We start from the raw sequence: 25,897 nt of genomic DNA on the forward strand, positions 1-25,897 counted from the left end.
CTATGCCCAAGAACTCAACTTTTTACCTTGAGGCTTACCATCGAACGCCCGAACAGGCGCAACTGGTTCAAGCAACAGCGGAGCTGACTCTACCAGCAGCCTTATGTAAGCAAGCCCAAGCTGCAATCGTTCAATGGCAGCATTATCAGCCTACCGCCATGCATGAGTTGAACCATCTGGCTAAGCATTATGGATTAGCCAGTCTACACTGCAAAGATGAAGGCACCCGCTTTGGCTTAGGCAGCTTTAAGGCTCTGGGCGGAGCCTACGCCGTTAGCCTGTTTGCCAAAACGGCAGGCCAAACCGTCGCTTGTGCAACCGAGGGCAATCATGGCCGTTCAGTCGCCTGGGGCGCGCAGCGGGCAGGCGTAGACTGCGTCATCTTTTTACACGAAGGCGTGAGTACGGCACGCGAAGAGGCCATCAGCCGATATGGGGCCCGCATTATTCGAGTGCCAGGCACTTACGATGACGCGGTACGCGAGTGCGCACGGCTGTCGGCCCAAGAACAATGGCAGATTATTTCTGATACGAGTTGGGGCGACTACCAAGACATTCCCAAGTTTGTGATGGCTGGCTACAGCATCATGGCAGAGGAAATACAGGCTCAGCTCAGCGCTCCCCCCACCCATGTCTTTCTTCAAGGAGGGGTAGGCGGACTCGCCGCAGCGATGATGGCCTGTCTGGGCCGAGCGTGGCCTGAAGCCGCTATTTGCTATATTGTGGTCGAGCCACGCTATGCCGCCTGCCTGCAAGCCAGTGCCCGAGCCGAAGGCCAATACCGCTCTACTCCAGGTCCGTTCCACACTGTCTTGGCAGGCCTAGCCTGCGGGGAACCCTCCACCGCCGTGTTACCGCTCATTTATCAACGTAGTCAGTTATATCTAGCTCTGGACGACGAGGCTATTAAACAGGCCATGATTCAATACGCACGCCCCTTAGCAGACGATCCTAGGATTATCGCTGGCGCCTCCGGAGCAGCGGGCCTTGCAGGCTTGCTAGTACTGCAAGGCGTGTGTGAACTAAAAAAACAGGTCAATCTAGACAAGCATAGCCGCGTACTGGTAATCAACACCGAAAACGACACCGACCCAGCGGCTTACAGGGCAATGATAGGCTAACTGCGCGATGCGCAAAGGCGTCCCCCTTGCGCCTCATTGGCGCAAGCTATCCCCTCCTTGGCTGGCGCGCTTAACTATTTTCACAAATGTGCCCGCAACGCAGACATTTTAGATGCGGCTTGACGGTTTAGCAGACAAGACAACACTTAGCTTAATTTGATTGATTGGCCTCTTGAAATCTCAGCAGTCATCCCCATGTATCTAAGCACTAGGTGTTAAGTAGCTGGCGATTCAAGATTGATACAAAATATTTTCTTGTTAAATACTCTTGAAATTCAAAAAGTCGCCCCTATAATTAGCACTCAAGGGGGGAGAGTGCTAAGCTAACCTCCCAATAACATTTTTATACGACTAACGTATTTTTAAACAGGAGCTTTTCCATGGCACTGCGTCCTTTGAACGATCGCGTGATCGTCAAGCGTCTGGATAACGAGCGCACAACCGCTTCCGGTATCGTCATTCCTGAGAGCGCTGCAGAGAAACCCGACCAAGGTGAAATCCTGGCTGTAGGCCCAGGCAAGAAAAACGAAAATGGCACTCTGGTTCCATTGGATCTGAAAGTGGGTGACAAAGTTCTGTTTGGCAAATACTCTGGCCAAGCAGTCAAGATCGACGGCGAAGAACTGCTGGTGATCCGCGAAGAAGAAATCTTCGCTGTTATCGAATAATTCCGGTCCCCGTACTGAATTTAAGGATTAAAAATGACTGCTAAACAAGTTTATTTCGGCGATGACGCCCGCTCACGTATCGTACGTGGTGTTAACACATTGGCTAACGCTGTTAAAACAACCATGGGCCCCAAAGGTCGTAACGTTGTACTAGATCGCTCTTTTGGCGCTCCTACCGTTACCAAAGATGGTGTTTCCGTTGCTAAAGAAATCGAACTGAAAGACAAGTTCGAGAACATCGGTGCGCAACTGGTTAAAGAAGTTGCCTCAAAAACCTCTGACAACGCTGGTGACGGTACAACTACCGCAACCGTATTGGCTCAAGCCATCGTTGAGGAAGGCCTAAAGTACGTAGCTGCCGGCATCAATCCAATGGACCTGAAGCGTGGTATCGACAAAGCTGTCGCCGTAACGGTTGAAGAGCTGCGTAAACTTTCCCGCCCATGCACCACTAGCAAAGAAATAGCTCAAGTTGGTTCTATCTCTGCTAACAGCGACTACTCCATTGGTGAGATTATCGCTAACGCGATGGATAAAGTAGGCAAAGAAGGCGTTATCACTGTTGAAGATGGTAAGTCTTTGGAAAACGAATTGGATGTCGTCGAAGGCATGCAATTTGACCGCGGCTACCTATCTCCTTACTTCATCAACAACCCAGACAAGCAAGTATCCGTGCTGGAAGATCCGTACATTCTGATTTTTGACAAAAAAATCAGCAATATCCGTGATCTGTTGCCCGTACTTGAGCAAGTAGCTAAAACCAGCCGTCCTTTGTTGATCGTGGCAGAAGACGTAGAAGGCGAAGCTCTGGCAACACTGGTTGTTAATAACATCCGTGGCATCCTGAAAACCACCGCTGTTAAAGCTCCTGGCTTCGGCGATCGTCGCAAAGCCATGCTAGAAGACATTGCTATCTTGACCGGCGGCGTAGTCATCTCCGAAGAAACCGGCATGTCTTTAGAGAAAGCCACTCTGGACGACCTTGGCCAAGCCAAGCGTATCGAAGTAGCAAAAGAAAACACTACCATCATTGACGGAGCTGGCAACGGCAACGACATCGAGGCACGTGTTAAACAAATTCGCGTCCAAATCGAAGAGTCAACCTCCGACTACGATCGTGAAAAACTGCAAGAGCGTGTTGCCAAACTGGCGGGCGGCGTTGCCGTTATCCGTGTTGGTGCTGCGACTGAAGTAGAAATGAAAGAGAAAAAAGCACGCGTAGAAGATGCTCTGCATGCTACTCGCGCTGCGGTTGAAGAAGGTATCGTTCCTGGCGGTGGCGTAGCACTGATCCGTGCCCGTGCAGCAGTTGCTGGTTTAACCGGCGACAACTCCGACCAAGACGCTGGTATCCGCTTGGTACTACGCGCCATTGAAGCTCCATTGCGCACTATCGTGAGCAACGCAGGTGTAGAGGCCAGCGTGGTAGTTAATGAAGTCGCTAACGGCAGCGGTACCTACGGCTACAACGCAGCCACCGATTCCTACGGTGACTTAGTTGAGCAAGGCGTGTTGGATCCCACCAAAGTAACTCGTACAGCATTGCAAAACGCTGCATCCATCGCAAGCCTGTTGTTGACGACCGAAGTCGCCGTAACAGAAATCGTGGAAGACAAGCCTGCTGCCGCAATGCCAGATATGGGTGGCATGGGTGGAATGGGTGGTATGGGCGGCTTCTAAGCCTAACAGCCCAGTGGCCTGATAGTCGTATTAGGCCACAACAGCCCTTTTAGGCACTCCAAGCCTCAAAACCTTCACGGTTTTGAGGCTTTTTTTATGCCCGCACAGGAAAAAATGTAAACATACAAACAAGTGGTCTGCACGGCCTATAATATGACTCTGCTCACCTTATTCTATTGGTATGACCTCTCCCTTTAAAAGCAAAGGCGGCATAAAACGCATCGCCGGTGCGCTACGTTATTCCTTACAAGGTTTTTGGGCAGCGTTCAAACACGAAGCTGCCTTTAGGCAAGAACTAATGCTGGCTGCTGTACTCACGCCCTGCGCGTTTTGGGTAGGTCGTAGCGGACTAGAGATTCTGATCTTACTGACCACTTTGGTCTTTGTGCTCATCGTAGAGCTGCTGAACTCGGCCATCGAAGCCTTAGCCGACACCATCACCTTAGAGCACCACCCTTTAATTGGTCGCGCAAAAGATTTAGGCAGTGCGGCCGTGATGTTAAGCCTATTATTTTCTGCTGCCATTTGGTCTTACTTACTCTATACCCGTCTTACCACTTAATGCCATGAAATTCTTGGATAAACTTAATACCGCCTGGCAAACTAACAACTCCATGCTAATGGTGGGTCTGGACCCTGATCCACGCCGGCTACCTAAAGGGCTCCTGCAACGCAACGACGGCATTTTTCACTTTTGTAAAGGCATCGTCGACGCCACAGCCGAATATATTTGCGGTATCAAGCCACAAATAGCCTACTTTGCTTCTGAGTCCGCCGAAGAGCAACTGCAAGCTTTATGTGACTACGTACGCCAAACCTATCCCCATCTTCCTATTGTGTTAGATGCCAAACGGGGTGATATCGGCTCTACCGCTGAACACTATGCTTTGGAAGCCTTTGAGCGCTACCGCGCCGATGCCGTTACCGTGAACCCATATATGGGGTATGACTCGGTAGAGCCCTACTTAGAATGGCAAGACAAAGGCCTTATTGTGCTTTGCCGCACGTCTAACCCAGGGGGCTCAGATCTACAGTTTTTAAAACTAGAAAGCGGCGAACCCTTGTACTTGCACCTAGCCTCTATGGTGGCTGAGAAGTGGAACGCCCATCAACAATGTGGGCTAGTGGTAGGGGCTACCTTTCCAGATGAGATAGCCTTAGTAAGAGCACGTGTAGGCGACATGCCTTTACTAATTCCTGGCATTGGAGCTCAAGGTGGGGATATCAACGCCACTGTGCAGGCGGGAGCTGATGCTCAAGGTTTAGGCATGATGATCAACTCCTCACGCGCTATTATTTACGCTAGCCGGGAAGAAAACTGGCGCGAGGCCGCTCAAGCGGCGGCTATCGCCACACGCAATGCCATTAATAACGCTCGCCGCAACGAAGCTTCTTGATACCCCTACCCAGTCGCCCTGCCACTAACCGAGGCAGGGCCGTGACACCCCAACTACTTAGGCTGACACTTCAAGTTCAGGCCGACGTCGATGGTGATCAGTGACTTCTTGGTAGGCAGCACCTACGTTAAATAACTTTGCCTCATCAAAGGGTTTGCCAATAATTTGCATACCAATAGGCATACCATCGGGGTCAAAGCCACAGGGTACATTCAAAGAAGGTAAACCAGTTAGGCTAGGCACTCCTGTAAACTGCATAATGGCGGCTAACATATCTTCCTCAATACCGTTCTCTATCACTACCTTCATCGCCCCCACCTCGGTTGCCGTAAAAGGTAAGGTTGGACAAATGAATACATCCACTTTCCGGAATGCATCCATAAACTCTGCTTTGAGTAAACTACGGTAGCGCTGCGCCTGTAAATATTGGGTGGCCAGCAACATCTCCCCCATCTCCAGTAACAAACGCACATCCTCGCCATAATCGTTAGGTCGCTCGCGTAACCAACGCTGGTGATACGTACTTGGCTCGGCCGACTCTATCGTTAATTGCGCTGAGATATTACCGTGAATATTTTTAATATCCACCTCTACAATTTCTGCACCTAAGCTCTCGTAGACCTGTAAAGCCTGTTTTACCGCATCGTGTACGGGCTGCTGCAAATGATGAAAGAAATAATTAGGCACTACTCCTATGCGTAAACCTTTAACGCTTCTAGACAGCTGAGCAAGATAGTCTTCCGTACTTGCGCGTGCACTGACGGGATCATTTCTATCGTAACCGGCAAAAGTCTGAAACATCATTGCACAGTCTTCCGCTGTTCTTGCCATAGGCCCTACTGTATCCATGCTCCAAGCCAACGGGATAACGCCATGATTACTGACCCGACCATAAGTGGGACGCAAGCCAGTGATTCCGTTGATGGCTGCGGGCAAACGGATTGAACCTCCGGTATCCGTACCAATGGCTCCTAAGCACATACCAGCAGCCACAGCCGCTCCCGAACCACCGCTAGAACCTGCTGCAAAGCGACTGGGGTTCCAGGGGTTACGCACAGCCCCATAATGAGGGTTATCTGAGGTTCCGCCCCAGGCAAACTCATGCATATTCAGTTTGCCCATAAAAATAGCGCCTGCACTACGTAAACGAGCACTCACCGTAGCATCATAGTTTGGTACCCAGTTAGCTAGCACCTTACTGCCTGCCGTAGTACGGCATTCATTGACCGCTAGATTATCTTTTAATCCTATGGGTATACCATGCAATAAGCCCAGCTTATGGCCAGCCATGAGCATCGCCTCCGAAGCCTTCGCCACTTGCATGGCCGACTCAGCCTGCACGGTGATAAACGTCTTTAACTGATCATCGTATTGCTCAATACGCTGCAAACACGCTTGCACTAATTCTACCGGTGATACTTTTTTGTTTTGTATGTTCTGTGCTGCTTGAGCCAATGTTAAATCCATCAGTTCCATAACTCCTCCGTATTCCACTTATGACTCTTCTTGTTCGTGCTCTTGTTGAAACACGGTAATGGGCTGCAAGTTTTGATGGGGGGCAGCACTCATTTTCTGATTAAGTTCATTGGCTGCTTCATACCAAGCTCGTAGCGTAGGGCTAATCAACTCCTCCCTTCCTGGTGCCAAATTCAACGCAGCAATACGCGCGAGATTACGTACCATTTGACTATCCATCGATACTCCTCCTTACCATAAATATAAAAACATCTCGTTTTTTTCAATTTGCTCCCATGAACATATCCTCGGATATTTGATCAGGTAACATTTCACTCTCGATAACGCCTTTACTCATAATCAGTACGCGATCTGACAAAAAGCGAATAAAGTCTAGGTTCTGCTCCACGAGTAAGACACTCATCCCTGTCTGTTGACGTAACTCAGAGAGTGTCTGAATCATTTCCTCAATAATTGAGGGCTGTATGCCTTCAGTGGGCTCATCTAACAGCAACAGCTCAGGCCTTGCTACAAGGGCTCGGGCGAGGGCTAATAACTGTTGTTCGCCACCGCTCAATCCTCCCCCCCTGCGAGTGAGTAAGCGCTCTAGACGCGGAAAAAGGCTCAAAATCTCCTCTTCTTGTCTGCAGTCTTTGCGCCCTGAGGCTGCTTGGGCAAAGCGCAGGTTGTCACGCACACTAAGTGCTGGAAAAATCCCTCTTCCCTGAGGGACATAAGCCATACCAAAACGAGCTCGCTGGTGGCAAGGCCATGCAGTAATATCTATGCTTTGAAAAGTAACGCTACCCTGACTGGCAGGCAAAAAACCCATAATGGTTTTGAGCAAAGTTGTTTTACCCATTCCGTTATGCCCTAAAATACCTAGCAGCTCACCGGCCCGTACATGTAACCCTACGCCAAATAACACCGGCACTTTTCCATAGTGCGTGGCAAGCGATTGCACCGTTAACATGAAGCGCTCCTTCCCAAATAAACATTGCGCACCGTGACGTCTCGCACCACGGCATCAAAGCTATCCTCCATCAAAATATGCCCTTGATGAAAAACCGTGACCTTTTTTGCGATGGAGCGAATAAAAGCCATATCGTGCTCGACCACAATCACAGCAGCATGTTCGGTCATTGCCCGTATCAACTCAGCCGTACGCCCTGTTTCATCATCACTCATACCTGCGGCCGGTTCATCCAACAGCACAAGCTCAGGGTTGCCTGCCAATACCATGGCTATCTCTATCCACTGCCTTTGCCCATGAGCTAACTCACCCACTAAACGTTCACGCTGCTTATCCAACCCTACCTGTTCTAGCAAGTGCCAAATACACTCGGCCGACTGAGGTTTTCGGCTGCCATGCGTAGTGCTGAGCGCAAGATAAATATTCTCTTGGATGCTCAAGCCATCTAACACACTGGGAAGCTGATTCTTAATGCCCATGCCCATACGCGCGAACTCGTAAGTGGGGCGCCCCACCATAGCCTTACCGGCGTACCATAACTGCCCTGAGCTGGGTTTTTGCTGGCCGCTTAGTATTTTGAAAAAAGTACTTTTCCCCGCGCCGTTTGGACCAATCAGGCATCGTAGTTCCTTACGCTCTAAGGTAAAATTAACCTTGGTTAATGCGTGTACGCCCCCAAACCTCATGCTGATATCTTGCGCTTCAATGAGATAATCGCTCTTCATGCTCGTGCTCCTGCAGGCCACAAACGCCGACCTTGCTGCTGTATAAAAGGCACCAAGCCCTCGGGAAACAACAGCACACAAAAAAGCAGGACAGCCCCTAGCACTATATTTACTTGACCTACCCCTTGCGTACCCAACCAAGTACTTAGATACTGAATCAGTAAGGCTCCAAGCAGTGGTCCAAACAAACTCATGCGCCCCCCTACAATCACCCAAATCACCACTAATGCTGCCTGATTCAAACTAAACATTTCGGGCCCTACGAAATTGCCCCAAATCACATACAACACTCCAGCAATAGCTGCCAATGCGCTCGACAAAGTAAAAGCAAGCAACATCAATCGTCGTGTGTTGTAACCTAGCAGTTCCATGCGCAACTCATTTTCACGTATACCTTGTAGAGTTCGGCCTTTACGACTACGTAAAAACATATAACTGAGCAGCATCATCACTGCCACAGACATTAGCGCCAGCCAGTACACCCCTTCAATAGAACTCATGTCCCAAAAGCCAATTTGATAATCGAGCCCGGGTACCCCCGGTATGCCGTTTTGCCCATTCAAACGAACCGTTCCCACTACGTATTCAGGCCCAGAAGTAGCTCGTATGGTTTTCTCAAAAAGCAGTGTGACCACTAAGGTGATAACACTTAAATAAATGTCACTTAAACGACCATAAATCATGAAGTAACCGAGAACTGCAGCAAATAGCATAGGAATGATGATGGCGAGCAGCACTGCCCACACGGCCTCCACCCCATTCATGGCTAATAACGCATAGCTATACCCTGCTAAACCAAAAAATATAGTTTGGCCAAAACTCAAAATACCAACGTAGCCCCACAGTAATCCCATGCTTAATGCCAATAGACCCAAGATAAGTGCCACGGACAAATCAAGCACTACGGCAATATCTCCCCACATAGGCAAAAGAAACAATCCCAATAACAGCAATATGGACAGTGCGGCCTTTACGCCAAAGCCAGTTAATTTACCCTGCGTTAGCAATGCCTTTTGCGGTGCATTCATATCCCGCTCCTAAGCTTGCCCGTTATGCCCACTGGTAAAATACGCAGCAATACAATGGCAGCTAACAAAACTCCAGCCTCCCCCATAACGGAAGACCAACGATAAGCAACAATACCGTCAATAAAACCAAACAGCGATGAAGCCGTGCTCGAACCAATCAATGGCAGGGGCCCACCTACAATCACAGTAATAAAAGATTTGGCTATAAAGAACAGCCCCATAGAAGGACTCACGCCAGTTAAGGGAGCTAAGATGGCACCCGCCATGCCCGCCAACATAGAGCCATAAGCAAACGTGCCCATCTGCACTAAGGTAGGATTAACCCCCAAGGCCGCCGCCATATCGCCATTTTGCATCGTTCCACGCACTAATAAGCCTGCCTTGGTGTAACTAGCTAAGAGCCAACTACCCACTAACAACAATAGACTTAATGCGATGAGTACTAAGTTGTAGTTCGAGACATTGACACCTACGAACGTGCTGCTGCCCATGTGTGTAGACAGTCCCATACCAGAAGCGCCAAATAGCGTCGTTACACCGCCAACCATAATCAGCGATAAACCCCAGGTCGCTAACAAAGTGTCCACTAAACGCCCGTATAAGTGTCGAATAATTAATCGCTCAACCAATAAGCCAAATAACCCTACACCCAACCCAGCCAAGACAATTCCGAACCATAAAGGCACACCGGCTTGCACACTGAGAACACATACGTATGCCCCTAGCATCATGAACTCACCATGAGCTAGGTTAATCACCTTCATCAAGCCAAAAATAATTGCTAGCCCTAGGCTGATTAATATGAGCGTCGCGGTTGAAAAAACAACCAAATAAACTGTGGTAATAAAGGTATCCACCCAATGCTCCCTAACTAAAGCTGCGGCTCATACTGGGTAGAGTCTGCAGGGTTGCGAACCAGGTCACACATTCCTTGCACATCAGTAGGTGGCTGCTGAGCAAAAGAGCGCAAGACATCAAAGCCTTGTTCAGCGTTTCCCTGAGCTATGTGAATGTCCATATGTACATGATTATTATGCTCATCAATGGTGTAGCGCCCGCCCGGACCATCAAAGAAAATCCCCGGAAGCACTTTGATTACGTCCTCGGCTTGGACTGAGCCGGCTTTCTTTACTGCCTCGGCCCATAGCATGACCCCCCGATAGCCATACTCTCCGTACTCACCTATATAGTCATTTTCTCCCGTAAAGGACTGAAAGCGACTCACGAAACTTTGGGCGGCAGGCGTATCCAAACTATCTATAAACGATGAGGCGGTCAGGATACCGCTATTTTCTACTGGGCTAAGCATGGCATTTTCACGCCCAGCTCCATATACGGTTCCCACCAACGTAACATTCTCTTTCCCTATGGTGGATTCAAACTGGCGGTAAAAGCCCATATGTGCATCGCCCACTAAAGCTGACCACACGGCATCGGGTTTGGCGGCTTGTATACGACTTAGCACTGGCGCAAAGTTAGTCACATCTAAGGGGAAAAACTCGACCGCGAGGTCTTGCCCCCCTTTTTCGCGTATATATTTCTGTAACCACTTACTAGTAATCTGCCCATAGTTGTAGTCTGCGGCCAAAATATAGTGTGTTTTTGCGTTACGCTCTTTGATCACAAAATCAACTAAAGCATCAAGCTCTTGCCCTGGAACCATGCCGGTCCCAACGTGACGGCGATCACACACCCCGCCTTCATAGACCGCATTGTAAAAATACAAACCCTTAAAGCGCTGTACGATTGGCCTCACCACCTCACGAGCTGAGCTCGTCACTCCACCCTGAATCACATCCACCTTGTCACGCACAAACGCTTGAGTAGCATATTGCGCATACAATCTATTGGTGGATTGCGCGTCGTAAAAAACGATTTCAACTTTTCGCCCTAACAAACCGCCTTGGGCATTCAGTTCGTCTACCGCTAATGCAGCGGCTTGAATTTGCTTTAAGCAATAAATATTTAGACCGCCAGTGCGATCCAATATATTGCCTATCTTGATCGCCTTGGTTCCATCTATGCTTGATTGTGCAAGTAGCCGAGGGCTACTGCTGTAGGCCAGTGCCCCAGCCGCTAACTGTATAAATCGTCTGCGATCCAGTGCCATGTTGCTGTCTCCGTAATTTTTATCAGAATGAAATACAGAGTAGGGTAGAAAACAGCTGCCAGCTTGCCTAGATTTGCCAAAGCCTTGCCTGAGATTGCCACATCAGGGATTGTACTGAGCGAGCACATAGTAGATTATTCCTACTTGCCGAAGTGGTAAAAAAATGGCACTTTATAAGAATAAAAAATCAATTAAAACAAGAATCTCGTAGCTCAACAGGAAACCGAGGGGACGCAAGTGAAAACCTTTTCAACTCAATTTATTGAGGCCCGGCATCGCTCCGCCTATTGGAACGATGCTGTTTGCTCGCACTGCGCTTTAGCAGATCACTCCATGCAAGGAGTACCCGAAGAGTTCATGGCGACCTTTACCGCCAGACATATTGCAGGCTTAGAACTCTGTGAAATGAGCTCTAGCCCCCATGTTTGGAATCGCACCCAACGCCACGTGCGGCAGTTCTCAAGTGATGATTTTTTACTCGCTGCCATGCATAACGGAACAGGGGTATTACAACAAAATCAGCGTGAGGCCATACTCGGGCCAGGGGATTTTGTTCTCTATGACACTGCTAGCACCTTTGACTTTCAGCTTAATCCTGGCTCCATTGTGCTGATGAAAATACCTAGGCAACAAATCCTTGAGCGCGCGCCCATGGCAGAAGAGTTGACCGCACTAAACCTAGCCCCCAATAGCAGCATTGGGAGCGTATTTTTTTCACTTTTGCAACAAATTAAAGAGGTGGATTTTGCCACTCTGGACGACAATACGCGCCCACATATTGCCAATTCTTTACTAGATATGCTGGCCGCAGCCCTATTGCTCTACCAGCCATTAGAGGCACAGCAACGGAGCTCGTTAGACAAGCTTTATGCCGCCGCTTGCGCTTACTTGGAAAAAAACCTAGGTGACCCTGAACTCAATTTGCAACAGCTTAGTATGAGTTTGCACAGCTCTCCACGATCCATTGCTCGGGCTTTTGCTCATCACGCCAATACTCCAATGCGCTGGCTGTGGCTAAAACGCCTAGAGCACAGCCATCAAGCCCTGCAGCGACACACCAACGGCACCATTACGCAAATCGCGCTGGAGTCAGGCTTTAGCGATATGGCACATTTTAGCCGTGCTTTTAAACGTCATTTTGGCTATAGCCCAAGCCACTTACTTGCCAAATAAAGCAAGCAATATCAACCATGCCTGAGGTTTAGATGGGATTCAGAAACAGTAAGGCCTGTTCTAGCGCGAAATCTACTGCTTGAGCCCGAACGGAAGAACGATCACCCGCAAAAATGCGGCTAATCGCTCGGGTCACTATCCCATCTGGTGTACGTTGCGCAAAGCCAAAGCACACTAAGCCCACTGGTTTGCCAGGAGTAGCTCCATCGGGGCCGGCGATACCGGTAGTGGACACAGCAAGGTCTGCACTAGCACAGGCTGTTAAAAGCCCTGCCGCCATTTCAATAGCCGTAGCCTCACTCACCGCGCCAAAACGCTCCAATGTTTCGGCATGCACACCTAGTTCTTGAACTTTTGCTTGGTTGCTATACGTCACAAAACCACGCTCAAACCATGCACTTGACCCGGGCTCGGCTGTCATGGCTGCGGCGACCAAACCGCCCGTGCAAGATTCTGCACTAGCAAACAGCCAATGGCGTTCTTTTAATGCCATGCCTAGCGCTTGCGCTGGGCTTACTGCTAACAAGGGAAGATTCATGTGAGCACTCCTAGTCGCACTAGCACTGCCATGCCTAACAAAGCATAGGCTGCTGCAACGATATCATCCCACATCACTCCAAATCCGTTATCGAAACGCTGGTCAAAATAGCGGATGGGAGGAGGTTTGACGATATCAAAAAAACGGAATAACAAAAATGCCGCTGTCTGCGCCAACCACGTATCGGGACTAAGCCAAAGCACAAACCAAAAGGCCACCGCTTCATCCCAGTTCATTCCACCGTGATCACTTACTCCTAGGTCTTGACCTGTACGCTGGCAGGCCCAGCACCCTACTATATAGCTCACTACTAATACGGCGCCCACGGCTAGATCAGACAAGTGGGTCAATAACAAAGCCCACACGAGCCAACCAAAGACCGTACCCCATGTACCGGGCCCCGGCCTTAGAACACCCGTACCCAAACTAAAAGCAATCACCCGCCATGGCTTGGCATAAACCCAGGCCAACGAAGGATAAATTATTTTGCCATCCACATCCGTTTTGCTACCCATACATCCCCAGCTTAGGAAAAATGATCAAAACCACCTTGCTCAGGGGCTAGGCGTGTAGACTCTTCGTCACGCACATATAAGCCCTGGCCCTTATGGATACTGCCTATACGTGTGACCTCTACCCCATGAGCGGCGGCTAAGGCCTGAATCTGCGGCGCTTGTGTAGGGGCCGCTGTGAAACATAATTCGAACACGTCTCCACCACTTAATACCGACTGGTGAATTAAGTGGGCCGGCAATCCTTGTAGCGCGGGAGCAATGGGCAGTCTATGCAAATCTATCGTCGCAGCACAAGCGCTAGCCTTCAGAATATGGCGTAAATCTTGCACTAGTCCATCAGAAACATCAATGGCGGCGTGCGCCACCCCTGCCAGGGAGGCACCAAAACGAAAAGGTGGCCAAGGCTGTTCTAGAGCAGGCCTGCAGGCCGCTAATAGTTTTTCCTGAGTGGGAATATCACCTAGAAGCTGACGTAAAGCGATATCAGCAGCTCCTAATTGCCCAGTTAACCAAATATCATCCCCGTTTTTCGCTGCGGAACGGAGCAAAGCCTGATCTGGTTTGAGTTGTCCGATAACCGTAATGCTAATCACGATACCCTGCGGGCTACGTGTCGTATCCCCCCCTAACAAAGGGCAATCAGCTTGCTCTGCAAGGTGAAAAAAACCCTCTGAAAAAGCTTCTAACCATTCAGTATCCACGCGTGGCAACGATAGCGCCAGCCAACAGGCTCGGGGCACGGCCCCCATGGCTCCTAAATCGGATAGGTTAACCGCTAAGGCTTTGTGCCCAAGCAAATAAGGATCGACATCGCTAAAGAAGTGCTGGCCTTCAACCAGCATATCTACGCTAGTGGCTAGCTGCATACCCGCAAGAGGGGTGAGCAAAGAGCAGTCGTCTCCAACCCCTAAGTCGTAAGTAGGGGTGGATCGACTAAAAAAATGCTTGATAAGATCGAACTCGTTCAAAACGAAAAAGCCCGTTTACTACTTTTTCTGTGCGGCGATTTCCTGCGTCCGCACATCGGCTGCTAGTCGGTCAAGTACACCGTTCACGAACTTAAAGCCATCCGTTCCACCAAAGGACTTCGTTAGTTCCACGGCTTCATTAATGGCTACTCGATAGGGCACTTCTTGATGATGAATTAACTCGTAGCTACCAATCAGCAATACACCATGCTCAACAGGAGACAACTCATTAAGGTTACGATCTAAGTAGGGCGTAAACCGTTCACGCAACTCAACAGATTCACGCATTACCCCATACAGCAAGGTTTTAAACCAAGCTGCATCAGCCTCACTAAACTCTTCATCGGCACGAATGTGGTTATCTATGGACAATGCTTCCTGTGTGCCGTCAGCTCCACGTAATAACCACGCATACACCCCTTGCAGTGCGAATTCGCGCGCACGGCGGCGCGCGCTACGTCCGTGCGCTTTACTACCGCCTACCTGCCCTTTACTTGTCGTCGTCAAAATCTATATCCTCGTAATCATCATCTAACTCGGGCTCAAACACGGCTACCAAGTTACCCAACTCAACGGCTGTGCGAGCGCAATCACGCCCCTTCTCGGCGGCACGCACCATAGCCTGTTCATCGGTTTCAGTTGTTAAGATGCCGTTTGCAATAGGGATGCCAGTTGCTAAAGAAACTCGACCAATGGCTGCCGCACTTTCATTGCTCACCACTTCAAAATGATAGGTTTCACCCCGAATTACTGCTCCCAAGGCGATCAGAGCATCAAACTCTTCGGTTTCCGCCATTTGCGCCAACACCACACCTACTTCCAGCGCACCTGGTACCGTCAAGACCGTTACATCACGCTCATCGACCCCCAAAGCTTTCAACTCACCTAAACATGCTTCCAGTTCAGCTAAGCCGATCTCTTCGTTAAAACGGGAACGCACGATGCCAATATGCAGGCTTTCGCCGTTTAAGTCGGGGGTTACAATGTAAGGATTCATAATGACTACTCCGCTCAAAGGTCAGTTTCAGGTTCGTTATGGTAACCCGTTATGGTCAGTCCAAAGCCTGCCATACTCGGCATTTTACGCGGTTGTGCCAACAGGCGGGCATTGCTTATGCCTAGATCACGCAAAATTTGTGCGCCAATGCCGTACGTGCGCAAATCGTTACGGCTCGTACGCCCTCGTGGCGCCTCAATAGTATGGGCATTACCCCAGAAATCAACCTGCTCAAACAAAGCCTCAGGCTCTTGCTGACAGTTCATCAGCACCACGACTCCTGCTGGCGACTGAGCAATGGCTTTCAAGGCTTTACCCACCGACCAGCTATGACCTACGTCCTCTTCAAACAACACATCCAGTACTGAAGTGGGCTCATGCACACGCACCAAGACTTCTTGATCGGCGCGGATGTCCCCGTGCTGTAACACTAAATGCAAGCCACCCGCAGAAAGATCACGATAAGCACGGCATAAAAAAGCCCCGTATGCAGTCTGAACCGTACGCTCGTGTAGACGCTCGACCATCGATTCGTGCTCACTACGATACTGGATCAAGTCTGCAATAGTGCCTACTTTGAGACCATGCTCGGACGCAAATTTCACCAAATCAGGTAAACGCGCCATGGTGCCATCGGTATTTAACACCTCACAGATGACTGCTGCTGGCGTAAGCCCCGCCATGGCGGTTAAATCACAACCTGCTTCGGTATGGCCAGCGCGTACTAACACCCCGCCATTTTCGGCTTTCAAAGGAAAAATATGCCCAGGCTGCACTAAATCTAGGGGTTTGGCATCGGGTGCGACAGCCGCCTGCACGGTGCGTGCTCGATCTGCAGCCGAGATTCCTGTTTCCACCCCTTCAGCCGCTTCAATAGAAACCGTAAAATTAGTCCCAAAGCGCGTACCGTTCCGAGTCGCCATTAAAGGTAAATCAAGTTGACGGCAACGCTCTTCAGTCAGTGTCAGGCAAACTAGCCCTCGCCCGTGTGTCACCATAAAATTAATGGCTTCGGGCGTCACAAACTCAGCGGCCATCACTAGATCGCCTTCATTTTCACGATCTTCTTCGTCGACCAGAATAACCATGCGGCCAGCGCGCAGCTCTTCAACAATTTCAAGCACCGAAGAAATACCGTAGGCTGACTGCGTCTCGGCACCAGGCTGTATATCTTGACTCATTGTAAATATTGCCCTGACAAATAAGTATGAGCTTCATTTTACGTCACCTAGGCCATAAACGTGTTGGCATTTGCTGCCCCCCCTTCTATGAGCATCTTCACCACAGGTCTCACACCGCTATTAGAGATAGCTAAAACAACAAGTATGCGCGTCCTATACCCCCACCCCTCTTCCGACTATCCGGTACAGTCCCACTGTTCATCAAGATCGGCACAGCCTATAGTTGCCTTAAGCCAACGCCCACCCAAAGAGCGGCGCTGATTTAGCACCATTCAAGCTTTTCTCTACCCCAGAGCGCATAAACCCTGCTATTTTTCACTTTCCCCAGCGACAATGTCGCTTTGTTTCTGTTGTTTTTCATTGATATATAACTGTGCTTGAACGTGAACTAAAGTTTTTTGTTCCGCAAGGTGCCAGAGAGCATCTGGATCAGGCCTACTCGGCCGTACAAACCGGAGTCATCAGCCTGAAGGCTATCTATTTTGATACCCCTGAGCGCCACCTAGCTAAGGCTAATATTGCCCTGCGCCTGCGCCTAGAAGGTGAACAATGGGTGCAAACAATAAAAATGCCTGGCCCCGATTCCTTAACGCGCCTAGAGCTCAATCATAATCGCCCCGAACCAACGCTAGACTTGAGCCTTTACAGCGCACCCCACCTAGCCTCGGTGATCGCTGAGCACGGTCAATTCATTCACGCTCGTTATGAAACTCGTGTTACACGTCGTTTAGCACTCATTCAAACCCCGCAGGGAGATGAGTTAGAAATGGCCTGGGACACGGGACAGATTATCGCTGGCAACCTGAGTTATGCCGTTAATGAACTTGAAGTGGAGCTCATCAAAGGTTCTGCTTTGGCGATGTTTAAAGTGGGCGAGCAATGGCAGTATAAACATAAGCTTATTCTTGAGTTGCGCAGCAAATCAGAGCGTGGGGACGCTCTTGCGCAGCTTTACGCGAAACGTCAAAAAAGTCTACGGCCCGAAACGCTCGACACGACCAACGCCACTCAATTACTCAGTCGCAAGGCTTTTCAGTTAGGCAAGTCACATACCGTTAAGAGCGCAGATCCTGAAACCTTCTATCGCCAGGCTGCCGCATTAAGCTTAGAACAAGTCATACGGAATGCATCGTTACTAGCTGGCCTGGATGATCTGCGCCCTAACCTCGAGTTACAAGCAGAATACTTAGCAGCAATGCGTGTTGGTTTGCGGCGACTCCGTTCGTGCCGCAAACTTTATAAGCCTTGGCTCAGCCAAGCTGAACTGCAGTCAGATAAGCAACTTCATTACTACTTCGGATTATTTGGCTATGCTCGCGACTACGACATGGTGCTGCTAGAGGTCACTCCACTATTATTAAAAGCGGGTATGCCTGGCCCTGCGCCCGAGCACGCTCAACCCCCTTCTACTCAATCTGCCGTAAGCTTAGCGTCGGCTGCCGAGTTTCAATCCTTATTACTGCGCTCTTTGCAGGAACTACTCATTGGCGCTCCGATACACACTAATCCAGGGCACCCGTTAGATATAGAACACCGTCTGACCCGCTGGTTTACAGCCATTCAGCTTGGTAGCGAACGTTTCGATAAACTCAATCCCGAAAAACAACATGTGTTGCGCAACCGGATTAAAACCATGCGCTATTGCTTGGAGTTTTCGCAGGCGGCTGCACCCACTCTTTGCAAGTTATTGCGACATTGCCAACATAGCATCGGCCATATGACGGATATGGATGTGGCCTTAGCTTGGTATGCCAAACACGCTTTATCTCCCAAGCAAGCAAGCTTTGCTCAACAATGGTTAAGCAAAGCACGTCATAGCCGACAAACCAAAGCGCAGCAGGCTCTTAAAGCACTTGTCGCTTATGAGCTAAGACACCATCACGAGCAGCTAAGGCACCTTTAACCGCTCGCTTATTGGTTTTCACCCACCAACGCACTGGCGAACTCACGGGCCACAAAGGGTTGCAGGTCTTGCATACCCTCGCCCACTCCGATCCAATACACGGGTACAGGCCGTACTCCCTGCGCCCCCGCTGCTACCGCGACCAACGTGCCGCCTTTAGCGGTGCCATCTAGTTTGGTGACGACTAAACCGGTTAGACCAATGGCTGCATCAAATGCCCGTATCTGAGAAATGACGTTTTGCCCTGTGTTGCCATCAACCACCAGTAATACTTCGTGGGGAGCTTGACCATCAGCTTTACTCATCACCCTTTTAATTTTCTTGAGCTCTTCCATCAGGTGCAACTGTGTAGGCAAGCGACCTGCCGTATCCACCATTAGCACGTCCATGCCTCGAGCTTTACCCGCATGTACAGCATCAAAAGCAACTGCCGCAGGATCCCCACCGTCTTGAGCGATAACATTCACATTGTTGCGTTTACCCCACTCAATCAACTGCTCACGTGCCGCCGCACGGAATGTATCGCCTGCGGCCAGTAGCACTTTACTCCCCTGTGCTTGGAAGGCATGAGCCAACTTGCCAATAGAAGTGGTTTTTCCCGCACCGTTTACCCCTGCAATCATTAGAATCAAAGGCTTGTGGCTACCTAGAGGAAAGGCTTTCTCTAATGGCTTTAAATGATCGCTCAATAAATCCACCAGAGCTGCACGCAATTGCTCTGCATCGGTGATACGCTCTTTTCGAGCTCGTGCCCGTAAGGCCGTAATAAGAGTAGTCGTCGCATCCATGCCGGCGTCAGCCAGAATCAAGGCGGTCTCCAGCTCTTCAAACAAGGCCTCATCGACCTTCGCCCCCACAAACAAGCCACCTATGCTTTGACCTGTACGTGACAGCCCTTGGCGTAGACGACGTAACCATGAGCCCTTAGAAGGCGCTGTAGCTTCGGGCTCTGAAGGAGAGGCTGGTACCAGTTGCTCAAGCTGGTTGGCATCAGAGTTCGACGACAAATCTGTGTGCGCCTCTAACCCATCCAGCTCTTGCGTGGTGGGCGTTGTTTTCAAAACAACATCCTCCTCAGCCCCACCCTCCGTCTCCACCTCAAGAGGCGCTAGATCTAATACAGGCTCTGGCACAGACTCTGGCTTTGACCGATAATCAGCAACCGGCAAAGGTTCAGACGTTTCCACGGGGGTAGGCAGACTCTGTTGCTGCTCGGCCTGCGGGCTACCCTTCTTTCTTTTAAAAAAACTAAACATACGTTCTACACTAGCTGAAGTTTTTAATTGAAATTCACTACTACTGGCACTAGGCCACCATGAGAAAGCACACTATCCGTATTGTAGGCGGGGATTACCGTCGCACCCAGATTCCCGTCATTGATGCACCCGGCTTGCGTCCAACCTCAGACCGCGTCCGTGAAACCGTATTTAACTGGTTACAACACATTTGGTCTGGTGATTTTAGTCAACGCTCATGTCTGGATCTTTTTGCTGGGACCGGCGCACTAGGTTTTGAAGCCGCATCGCGCGGTGCGCAGTTTGTACAACTGGTCGAACAAAGTCCCGTCGCCGCCAAAAACCTGAAAACCTTACGCGACAAGTTGCAGGCTACGCAAGTTCGCATTCACGTCGGCGATGCGATGCACGTACTACAACGCAGTCAAATGCGGTACGATCTGGTTTTTGTCGATCCTCCTTTTGGTGCCCACTGGTTAGATAAAGTATGGCCTCACCTAAATCAGGTATTAGTGAATAATGGTTTAATCTATGTAGAATCAGAAGCTGCCATCAATTTACCTGAACAATTTGAGTTACTACGCTCAGGAAAAACGGCTCATGCTCATTTTCTGCTGGCGCAATTTGCTGCAACGCAAGAAAAAGTGAATAATGCCAATAATGACACGTAAAGCACTGTCTTGAGACAACACGCCACTTCTTGATCTACCCGATTTTACATAAGCGACACATCATTATGATTACTGCTGTTTACCCCGGAACCTTCGATCCCTTAACACGTGGCCACGAAGACTTAGTCAGGCGTGCGGCCAACTTGTTTGATCACTTAGTAGTCGGGGTAGCGCAAAGCCAAAACAAACGCCCTTTTTTCGACGTCGATGAACGTGTTGCCATTGCTACCGAAGTCCTTAGCCATTACCCCAACGTGGAAGTAAAAAGCTTCAGCGGTTTGCTCAAAGATTTTGTACGTGAACAAAACGCACGTGTCATTGTACGTGGTTTACGCGCCGTATCCGATTTTGAATACGAGTTTCAAATGGCTGGCATGAATCGCCACTTACTGCCCGAAGTCGAAACCATGTTTATGACCCCCTCGGACCAGTATCAATTTATTTCTGGCACTATCGTGCGAGAAATCGCTATATTGGGTGGCGATGTGGGCAAATTCGTCTTTCCTTCGGTAGAGCGCTGGCTCCACACCAAAGCCCAAGAGCGTCGACAACAGCAAAATCAACAATAATCAGTGCAGTAAGCAAACATCTTAGGCAGGCCTGTATTACACTAAGCATATGATTACCCTTGCTTTTACACAGGCTTGACAATGGCTCTGCATATAACCGAAGAATGCATTAACTGCGATGTTTGTGAGCCGCAATGCCCCAATACCGCGATATACATGGGGGCCGAAATTTACGAAATCGACCCATCTCTATGCACCGAATGCGTAGGGCACTTTAACGAGCCTCAGTGCCAAGTGGTTTGTCCGGTAGAGTGCATTGAAATCCACCCAGACCATCAAGAAGACAACGCTACCCTGATGGCACGCTACCACGCACTGCAGAAAGTATAAATCCCGCTTAGTTAGGCGTTAACGGGCTAGAGGCGCTTATATAAACGTACGGGCTGTTGCAAGAAATTGCTAAACCAAGCCCCCGCCAATTCACCTTCATCAATTAAGCGTAGCGCTTGTCCGGCTACAACGTGCTGTTCGATCACACTCTCATCGTCTTCGATGACGTCCAGCACAATATCCAAACGCATCATACCCGGAGCGCGCAGTTGCAGCTGCCCCCAACGCACGGCCACTTCCAATTGCGCTAGAGCTGGACAATTATTTTGATCTATTAAGCTCTGCCCCGAAAGCAATAGCCACTGATGCTGATAAGACAGTGCATCCTCAATCTTTACACCTGGCGCACCTTGAATAGGGGAAATAGTTTGACTCATTGACCTAGTAAATTTTTAATAGTTTGCCCCAACGACTTACTGTCTGGCGGTACATTCGCCTGCAGCAGCTCCCCTAACTTTTGCCCTACCATACCTGCATTGGCCTGTTGCTCTTCTTGCAACAACTCTACCGGCGACTGCTTCTCGAATAAGTCTAACAACCCCTCTGACAACGCTTTTTGAATCACCGTGCTTTTAATCTCTTGCCACTGTATACGGTACTGTAAAGCGTCCAAGGGGCCGCTGATACTGAGCGGCAAGGCGACATTGCGCAGGCTCTGCCACAGTTTACGTTCCTCGGCGTTCATACTGGCCGGCAGGCGCAGAAGCAAAACCATATCTAATTGCCCACTGAGTAAATCTACGCTGGCTGGCTTACTTTGAGTCACGCGCAACCACGGCATGTCTAGCTGTAAGGTTTTTACCGTACCTTGCCCTTGTTTAAAACTCACCTGGCTTTGCAACTGTTTAAAAACCGTACGCTCTTGCCATTGCGCCTCGGACGGCAAAGCGGGCACATCACCACTAAACGCATTACGTATGGCCTCGTTAATATCGCGGACACGTTGGGTCAAGTCTATCCCTCGCCAGCCCCCCTCTTGCACCTGTAGACGCAATTGCCCATCTAGGGCTGCTAAGCTAGCCGCACGGGTGCTACCCTGAGTTTGCAACTGCAATTTTACATTTGCCAGCCCATACATATAATCGTTGCCCCAACCATCCAGCAACAACGAACCCAACTGCACCTTCTGCAAGTCCATATCTAGCTGATATTTATACTCGCGACTTAGACTTGCTTTAGCCTGCAGTTCACCCTCGTACAACTGAGCACGTAAGCTTTTCAACTGTAGGTTTTTGGCATCACTCTCTAACTGCGCTTGCACATCGCTTAAGCGCAGTCCGTGCGCACGCAACGCTTGAATGTTGAGTGTGGCCTTCACACGTAGCTGCTCGAGCCAGCTCAAGGGATCCTGCGTGCTGGCTAATTCCTCTTCTACGACAGGTTCAACGTTGGGAGGGGTTGCTGCCGCCTCGGCGGCGTCTGTTTGCTCTGCGTTTTGCTCAGGCTCGGCCACTTTCTCCGCTTCTAGCTGAGGAGCAGCTGCTACAAAAATAGACTGTAGCTCATCCCAGTTAACACTTTCCGCATCCAAACCAAGTGTCAGCAACGAGCCTACTGCATCGGGACGTAGATCGAATGCTAACTGACTACGCGCCTCGTCAGTCTGCACCGCTAATACACTGCTATAAATAGACTGACCGATGTTTAAGTCTGCCGTTCCGCTGATAGGTAAGTTATAGCGACTACCCTTACTCGCTTCGTCCTCGACTCTCAAGCTGGACTGTATGTCATGCAACTTAATCCACTGCCCTGCCGGCTGCCATTCTGCAGGCGAAGCTGCTTTCCATTGAGCCACACGCGTACCGCGCTTAAAGGCAGCTTCTAAGCGAGCATCATCAAAATACAGCTTCTCACTATTTCCCGTAAGGCCTTTTAAATGCAATGCAAGCCCCAACACTCTAGGGCCAGTCAACTTAAAAGTCGCCGTCAAGGGTTCAGCGCTAGCCTCACTGGCCGATACGGCCATGCGAGGCACATCCACCGCAAGCTCTAAAGCCTGCTCTTGTGTCTTGCCATTCGCCCGAAGCGCCAGCTTTTCGAAAGAAAGCAGGTCTCCTGCCTGATCAATCATGAAGCGTGGTGAGCTTAATGAGGCTTGTAAATTTTGGATAGGATGAACACCTAACCATTGCCCTTGCAGGTTTGTTTCAAGCTGAGTCGCTTGAAACTGTCGCAAGAGCACGTTGTACGCGATATTTCCTTTCACGCTGACACTTTGTGCCTCTAGCTGATCAAAGCGACCATTCACACGCACATCTAGGCGCTGGGCTGCATAGGACTGTATGCTAGGTTCTAGCTTTAATTGCGCTTGACCATTTAGCTCTGCACTAATGCTGGGGTAATCACCCCGCAACTGCGCCTTCATGTCCACATCGAAGGGTTGACCAAAGGTTACCCGTCCAGTATTGAGCTCTAGGTCTAGCAAGCGCGCCGTGGTGTTACTGCGCTTACTATAAAAGTGAATCTCGCCCTTTCGTAAGCTTAAGCCGGCAATATCAATTTGAAAGTCGGTGTCATCGACTGCTCGCTGAGCTAAGCGGTCAGTCAGTGAGCTAGACCCATCCTGCTCAGTAGGCTGCTTAGCGACTACTGCTTCGTCTTCCGCGGGGGCCTTAGCCGCATGCGCAGCAGACAACCAGTTAAGCGCAGATCCTTTAGCTTGATCTGTTCCGGCCGGCGGCGCTTGCCATAAGTCGTCAAAATTAAAGCTTCCGTCTTCTTCGCGTACTATCCACGCTTTGAATCCCGTTACCGCAACATGATCAACCACCAAACGGTTAGAAATTAGCGGCCATAGCGCCACAGCAAAGCGCGCACTCTCCAACGAGGCAAACGTATCTGCAGAGTTTCGATCAGATAAAGATAAACCTTGAACCGACAGGCCTATACGGGGAAATAACGATAGCTCAATCTCACCGTCAATTTTCAGCGTACGCTGATACTTCTGATAGACCACGTCTGCCAGCTTTTGCTTGTAAGAGTTAGGGTTAAAAGTGAGTAAAAATATGGCCCCACCCACTAAAGCAATAATAGCCAAGGCTACCAATGCAAACAAACCCCGTTTAAACCATACTTTCATTGAGCCCTCAGCAACATCGCGACATTATCCCTTCAATCTTATGGCTATGATATGAACTCTGAATGCTACCTCATGCCAGTATAAAAATGCATACTTCGCTGCAAGTATCAGCACTTTTACGAATTATCCCCCTATCTCAGTAAGCCTTTCAGCAATATAAGCTGTAGTAATATCGAAATAGAAGAATAATCTATTTTTATACACCCCTTCAGGCATGCAACACGCTACGCTTTGAAAGAACCGACTTTTAACACTTTTTGCTCGCTCACTTTTCCATGAAATTAGAAACTCTTGCCGTTCATGCCGGATACCAGCCCGACCCAACCACAAAAGCGGTGGCGGTACCCATTTATCAAACAACCTCTTATGCATTCGATAGCACCCAACACGGCGCAGACCTATTTGATCTGAAGGTAGAAGGTAACATCTACACTCGTATCATGAACCCCACCAATGCCGTGCTAGAACAGCGCGTTGCCGCTCTAGAGGGTGGGATTGGTGCCCTAGCCGTTTCTTCCGGCATGTCGGCTATCACCTATGCTATACAAACCATCGCAGAAGCTGGTGACAACATTGTGTCTGTCAGTAAGCTTTATGGCGGCACTTACAACTTATTTGCCCATGCTCTACCACGCCAAGGGCTTACCGTACGCTTTGCCCCTCATGACGATCTTGAAGCCTTAGAGGCTCTTATTGACGACAGAACAAAAGCTGTGTTTTGCGAAACCATCGGTAACCCCGCTGGCAATATTTGCGACATACAAGCTTTGGCCGATGTTGCTCATCGCCACGGCGTCCCATTAATCGTCGACAACACCGTAGCATCACCCGCTTTATGCCGCCCATTTGAACATGGTGCGGACATTGTGGTGCACTCCCTAACCAAATACATGGGTGGCCACGGCACTACTATTGCAGGCATTGTGGTGGATTCTGGAAAATTTCCTTGGGCCAAACACAAAGAGCGCTTTGCCATCCTAAATCAGCCAGACCCGTCCTACCACGGCGTGGTTTTCACCGAAGCAATGGGTGCTGCCGCCTTTATAGGCCGTTGCCGTGTAGGTCCACTGCGTAACACAGGATCAGCCTTAGCGCCGTTTAGTGCTTTTCAAATCTTGCAGGGTATTGAAACGCTTGCTCTACGCATGGAAAGACACACTGAAAACGCACAGAAAGTAGCCGAGTATTTACAGCAGCACCCATTAGTTTCTTGGGTAAAGTATGCAGGTCTGAAAGACCACCCCGATCACCATTTGGCGCAACGATACGTAGGCGGTAAGCCGGCTGCCATTTTATCCTTTGGGATTAAAGGTGGTCTGCCTGCAGGCACACGTTTTATTGATGCGCTCAAACTGATACTACGACTGGTTAATATCGGCGATGCAAAATCGCTCGCTTGCCATCCAGCCACTACCACACACCGCCAGCTCAATAGCGAAGAGCTCGCTGCTGCCGGCGTCAGCGAAGACCTAGTACGCCTATCTATTGGTATTGAACACATCGACGACATCTTGGCCGACTTAGAGCAAGCGCTTGAGGCTAGTAAAGCCTAACACTCCCTATCCAACCCACACGACGAGC

General features: G+C 49.7%; 27 protein-coding genes. 11 read left to right on the forward strand and 16 right to left on the reverse strand.

Features of this window, described 5'->3' with window-relative positions:
* The first annotated feature begins 2 nt into the window (after window positions 1–2).
* From OSH01_RS06715 to pyrF, 5 genes are all read left to right on the forward strand, one after another.
* Window positions 3–1,121, forward strand: coding sequence for a diaminopropionate ammonia-lyase (locus tag OSH01_RS06715; RefSeq protein ID WP_266123314.1), 1,119 nt, complete (start codon window positions 3–5; stop codon window positions 1,119–1,121).
* A gap of 380 nt (window positions 1,122–1,501) precedes the next feature.
* Window positions 1,502–1,789, forward strand: a complete 288-nt coding sequence (locus tag OSH01_RS06720) for a co-chaperone GroES (protein WP_266123315.1) — start codon at window positions 1,502–1,504, stop codon at window positions 1,787–1,789.
* A gap of 33 nt (window positions 1,790–1,822) precedes the next feature.
* Window positions 1,823–3,469, forward strand: coding sequence for a chaperonin GroEL (gene groL, locus OSH01_RS06725; protein WP_266123316.1), 1,647 nt, complete (start codon window positions 1,823–1,825; stop codon window positions 3,467–3,469).
* Window positions 3,470–3,650: 181 nt separating this feature from the next.
* Entirely contained in the window at window positions 3,651–4,031 is a 381-nt protein-coding gene (locus tag OSH01_RS06730) for a diacylglycerol kinase (RefSeq protein ID WP_266123317.1), read from the forward strand.
* A gap of 4 nt (window positions 4,032–4,035) precedes the next feature.
* Window positions 4,036–4,866, forward strand: coding sequence for an orotidine-5'-phosphate decarboxylase (gene pyrF, locus OSH01_RS06735; RefSeq protein WP_266123318.1), 831 nt, complete (start codon window positions 4,036–4,038; stop codon window positions 4,864–4,866).
* A gap of 57 nt (window positions 4,867–4,923) precedes the next feature.
* Here pyrF and OSH01_RS06740 read toward each other — a convergent pair whose 3' ends face one another.
* From OSH01_RS06740 to OSH01_RS06770, 7 genes are read right to left on the reverse strand one after another with little or no spacing between them, the layout of a single operon-like run.
* Window positions 4,924–6,342, reverse strand: coding sequence for an amidase (locus OSH01_RS06740; protein WP_266123319.1), 1,419 nt, complete (start codon window positions 6,340–6,342; stop codon window positions 4,924–4,926).
* A gap of 18 nt (window positions 6,343–6,360) precedes the next feature.
* The gene (locus OSH01_RS06745; RefSeq protein WP_266123320.1) at window positions 6,361–6,561 is read right to left on the reverse strand and encodes a hypothetical protein; all 201 of its coding nucleotides are present in this window, start codon (window positions 6,559–6,561) and stop codon (window positions 6,361–6,363) included.
* A gap of 43 nt (window positions 6,562–6,604) precedes the next feature.
* The gene (locus OSH01_RS06750; RefSeq protein ID WP_266123321.1) at window positions 6,605–7,294 is read right to left on the reverse strand and encodes an ABC transporter ATP-binding protein; all 690 of its coding nucleotides are present in this window, start codon (window positions 7,292–7,294) and stop codon (window positions 6,605–6,607) included.
* Entirely contained in the window at window positions 7,288–8,019 is a 732-nt protein-coding gene (locus OSH01_RS06755) for an ATP-binding cassette domain-containing protein (RefSeq protein ID WP_266123322.1), read from the reverse strand. Before OSH01_RS06755 ends, OSH01_RS06750 begins: the two co-directional genes overlap by 7 nt.
* Entirely contained in the window at window positions 8,016–9,047 is a 1,032-nt protein-coding gene (locus OSH01_RS06760) for a branched-chain amino acid ABC transporter permease (RefSeq protein WP_266123323.1), read from the reverse strand. The genes OSH01_RS06755 and OSH01_RS06760 overlap by 4 nt, the downstream gene beginning before the upstream one ends.
* Window positions 9,044–9,904: a branched-chain amino acid ABC transporter permease gene (locus OSH01_RS06765; RefSeq protein WP_266123324.1), complete on the reverse strand. Its 861-nt coding sequence runs from the start codon at window positions 9,902–9,904 to the stop codon at window positions 9,044–9,046. Before OSH01_RS06765 ends, OSH01_RS06760 begins: the two co-directional genes overlap by 4 nt.
* Before the next feature lie 14 nt (window positions 9,905–9,918).
* Window positions 9,919–11,157: a transporter substrate-binding protein gene (locus tag OSH01_RS06770; protein WP_266123325.1), complete on the reverse strand. Its 1,239-nt coding sequence runs from the start codon at window positions 11,155–11,157 to the stop codon at window positions 9,919–9,921.
* Between the two features lie 237 nt (window positions 11,158–11,394).
* Between OSH01_RS06770 and OSH01_RS06775 the strand changes: the two genes are divergently transcribed.
* On the forward strand, window positions 11,395–12,330 hold the full coding sequence (locus tag OSH01_RS06775) for an AraC family transcriptional regulator (protein WP_266123326.1): 936 nt from the start codon (window positions 11,395–11,397) through the stop codon (window positions 12,328–12,330).
* Between the two features lie 28 nt (window positions 12,331–12,358).
* On the opposite strand, the gene OSH01_RS06780 is transcribed toward OSH01_RS06775, so the two are convergent.
* Genes OSH01_RS06780 through ribBA form a run of 6 tightly spaced genes read right to left on the reverse strand, consistent with a single transcriptional unit; the run spans window position 12,359 to window position 16,529 of the window.
* The gene (locus tag OSH01_RS06780) at window positions 12,359–12,868 is read right to left on the reverse strand and encodes a CinA family protein (RefSeq protein ID WP_266123327.1); all 510 of its coding nucleotides are present in this window, start codon (window positions 12,866–12,868) and stop codon (window positions 12,359–12,361) included.
* The gene (locus OSH01_RS06785) at window positions 12,865–13,383 is read right to left on the reverse strand and encodes a phosphatidylglycerophosphatase A family protein (protein WP_266123328.1); all 519 of its coding nucleotides are present in this window, start codon (window positions 13,381–13,383) and stop codon (window positions 12,865–12,867) included. Before OSH01_RS06785 ends, OSH01_RS06780 begins: the two co-directional genes overlap by 4 nt.
* 11 nt (window positions 13,384–13,394) lie before the next feature.
* Window positions 13,395–14,351, reverse strand: a complete 957-nt coding sequence (gene thiL, locus OSH01_RS06790; RefSeq protein WP_266123329.1) for a thiamine-phosphate kinase — start codon at window positions 14,349–14,351, stop codon at window positions 13,395–13,397.
* 18 nt (window positions 14,352–14,369) lie between these two features.
* The gene (gene nusB, locus OSH01_RS06795) at window positions 14,370–14,858 is read right to left on the reverse strand and encodes a transcription antitermination factor NusB (RefSeq protein ID WP_376918061.1); all 489 of its coding nucleotides are present in this window, start codon (window positions 14,856–14,858) and stop codon (window positions 14,370–14,372) included.
* On the reverse strand, window positions 14,842–15,348 hold the full coding sequence (ribH, locus tag OSH01_RS06800) for a 6,7-dimethyl-8-ribityllumazine synthase (protein ID WP_266123330.1): 507 nt from the start codon (window positions 15,346–15,348) through the stop codon (window positions 14,842–14,844). The genes nusB and ribH overlap by 17 nt, the downstream gene beginning before the upstream one ends.
* Before the next feature lie 14 nt (window positions 15,349–15,362).
* On the reverse strand, window positions 15,363–16,529 hold the full coding sequence (gene ribBA / locus OSH01_RS06805; RefSeq protein WP_266123331.1) for a bifunctional 3,4-dihydroxy-2-butanone-4-phosphate synthase/GTP cyclohydrolase II: 1,167 nt from the start codon (window positions 16,527–16,529) through the stop codon (window positions 15,363–15,365).
* A 373-nt stretch (window positions 16,530–16,902) separates the two neighbouring features.
* Here ribBA and OSH01_RS06810 point away from each other — a divergent pair, with 373 nt between their 5' ends.
* Window positions 16,903–18,432 carry a CYTH and CHAD domain-containing protein gene (locus tag OSH01_RS06810; protein ID WP_266123332.1) on the forward strand — a complete coding sequence of 510 codons (1,530 nt, stop codon included), beginning with the start codon at window positions 16,903–16,905 and terminating at the stop codon, window positions 18,430–18,432.
* Window positions 18,433–18,440: 8 nt separating this feature from the next.
* Here OSH01_RS06810 and ftsY read toward each other — a convergent pair whose 3' ends face one another.
* The gene (ftsY, locus tag OSH01_RS06815; RefSeq protein WP_266123333.1) at window positions 18,441–19,688 is read right to left on the reverse strand and encodes a signal recognition particle-docking protein FtsY; all 1,248 of its coding nucleotides are present in this window, start codon (window positions 19,686–19,688) and stop codon (window positions 18,441–18,443) included.
* 59 nt (window positions 19,689–19,747) lie between these two features.
* Here ftsY and rsmD point away from each other — a divergent pair, with 59 nt between their 5' ends.
* The 3 genes from rsmD to OSH01_RS06830 all read left to right on the forward strand — a co-directional run bounded on the left by rsmD (window position 19,748) and on the right by OSH01_RS06830 (window position 21,237).
* Entirely contained in the window at window positions 19,748–20,338 is a 591-nt protein-coding gene (gene rsmD / locus OSH01_RS06820) for a 16S rRNA (guanine(966)-N(2))-methyltransferase RsmD (RefSeq protein ID WP_266123334.1), read from the forward strand.
* 65 nt (window positions 20,339–20,403) lie between these two features.
* Window positions 20,404–20,907 (forward strand): pantetheine-phosphate adenylyltransferase, encoded by a 504-nt coding sequence (gene coaD, locus OSH01_RS06825; RefSeq protein ID WP_266123335.1) that lies wholly within the window; start codon window positions 20,404–20,406, stop codon window positions 20,905–20,907.
* 81 nt (window positions 20,908–20,988) lie between these two features.
* Window positions 20,989–21,237, forward strand: coding sequence for a YfhL family 4Fe-4S dicluster ferredoxin (locus OSH01_RS06830; RefSeq protein ID WP_266123336.1), 249 nt, complete (start codon window positions 20,989–20,991; stop codon window positions 21,235–21,237).
* Between the two features lie 26 nt (window positions 21,238–21,263).
* Here the strand turns inward: OSH01_RS06830 and OSH01_RS06835 are convergent, their stop codons facing one another.
* Together OSH01_RS06835 and OSH01_RS06840 are read right to left on the reverse strand one after the other, a co-directional pair.
* Window positions 21,264–21,614, reverse strand: coding sequence for an MOSC N-terminal beta barrel domain-containing protein (locus OSH01_RS06835; RefSeq protein ID WP_266123337.1), 351 nt, complete (start codon window positions 21,612–21,614; stop codon window positions 21,264–21,266).
* Window positions 21,611–24,316, reverse strand: coding sequence for an AsmA family protein (locus OSH01_RS06840; RefSeq protein ID WP_266123338.1), 2,706 nt, complete (start codon window positions 24,314–24,316; stop codon window positions 21,611–21,613). The genes OSH01_RS06835 and OSH01_RS06840 overlap by 4 nt, the downstream gene beginning before the upstream one ends.
* Before the next feature lie 275 nt (window positions 24,317–24,591).
* On the opposite strand from OSH01_RS06840, the gene OSH01_RS06845 reads away from it, so the two are divergent.
* Entirely contained in the window at window positions 24,592–25,869 is a 1,278-nt protein-coding gene (locus tag OSH01_RS06845; RefSeq protein ID WP_266123339.1) for a bifunctional O-acetylhomoserine aminocarboxypropyltransferase/cysteine synthase, read from the forward strand.
* Window positions 25,870–25,897: the final 28 nt, after the last annotated feature.

It is taken from the genome of Alcaligenes endophyticus (assembly GCF_026344035.1).
Taxonomy (GTDB): Bacteria; Pseudomonadota; Gammaproteobacteria; order Burkholderiales; family Burkholderiaceae_B; genus Alcaligenes; species Alcaligenes endophyticus.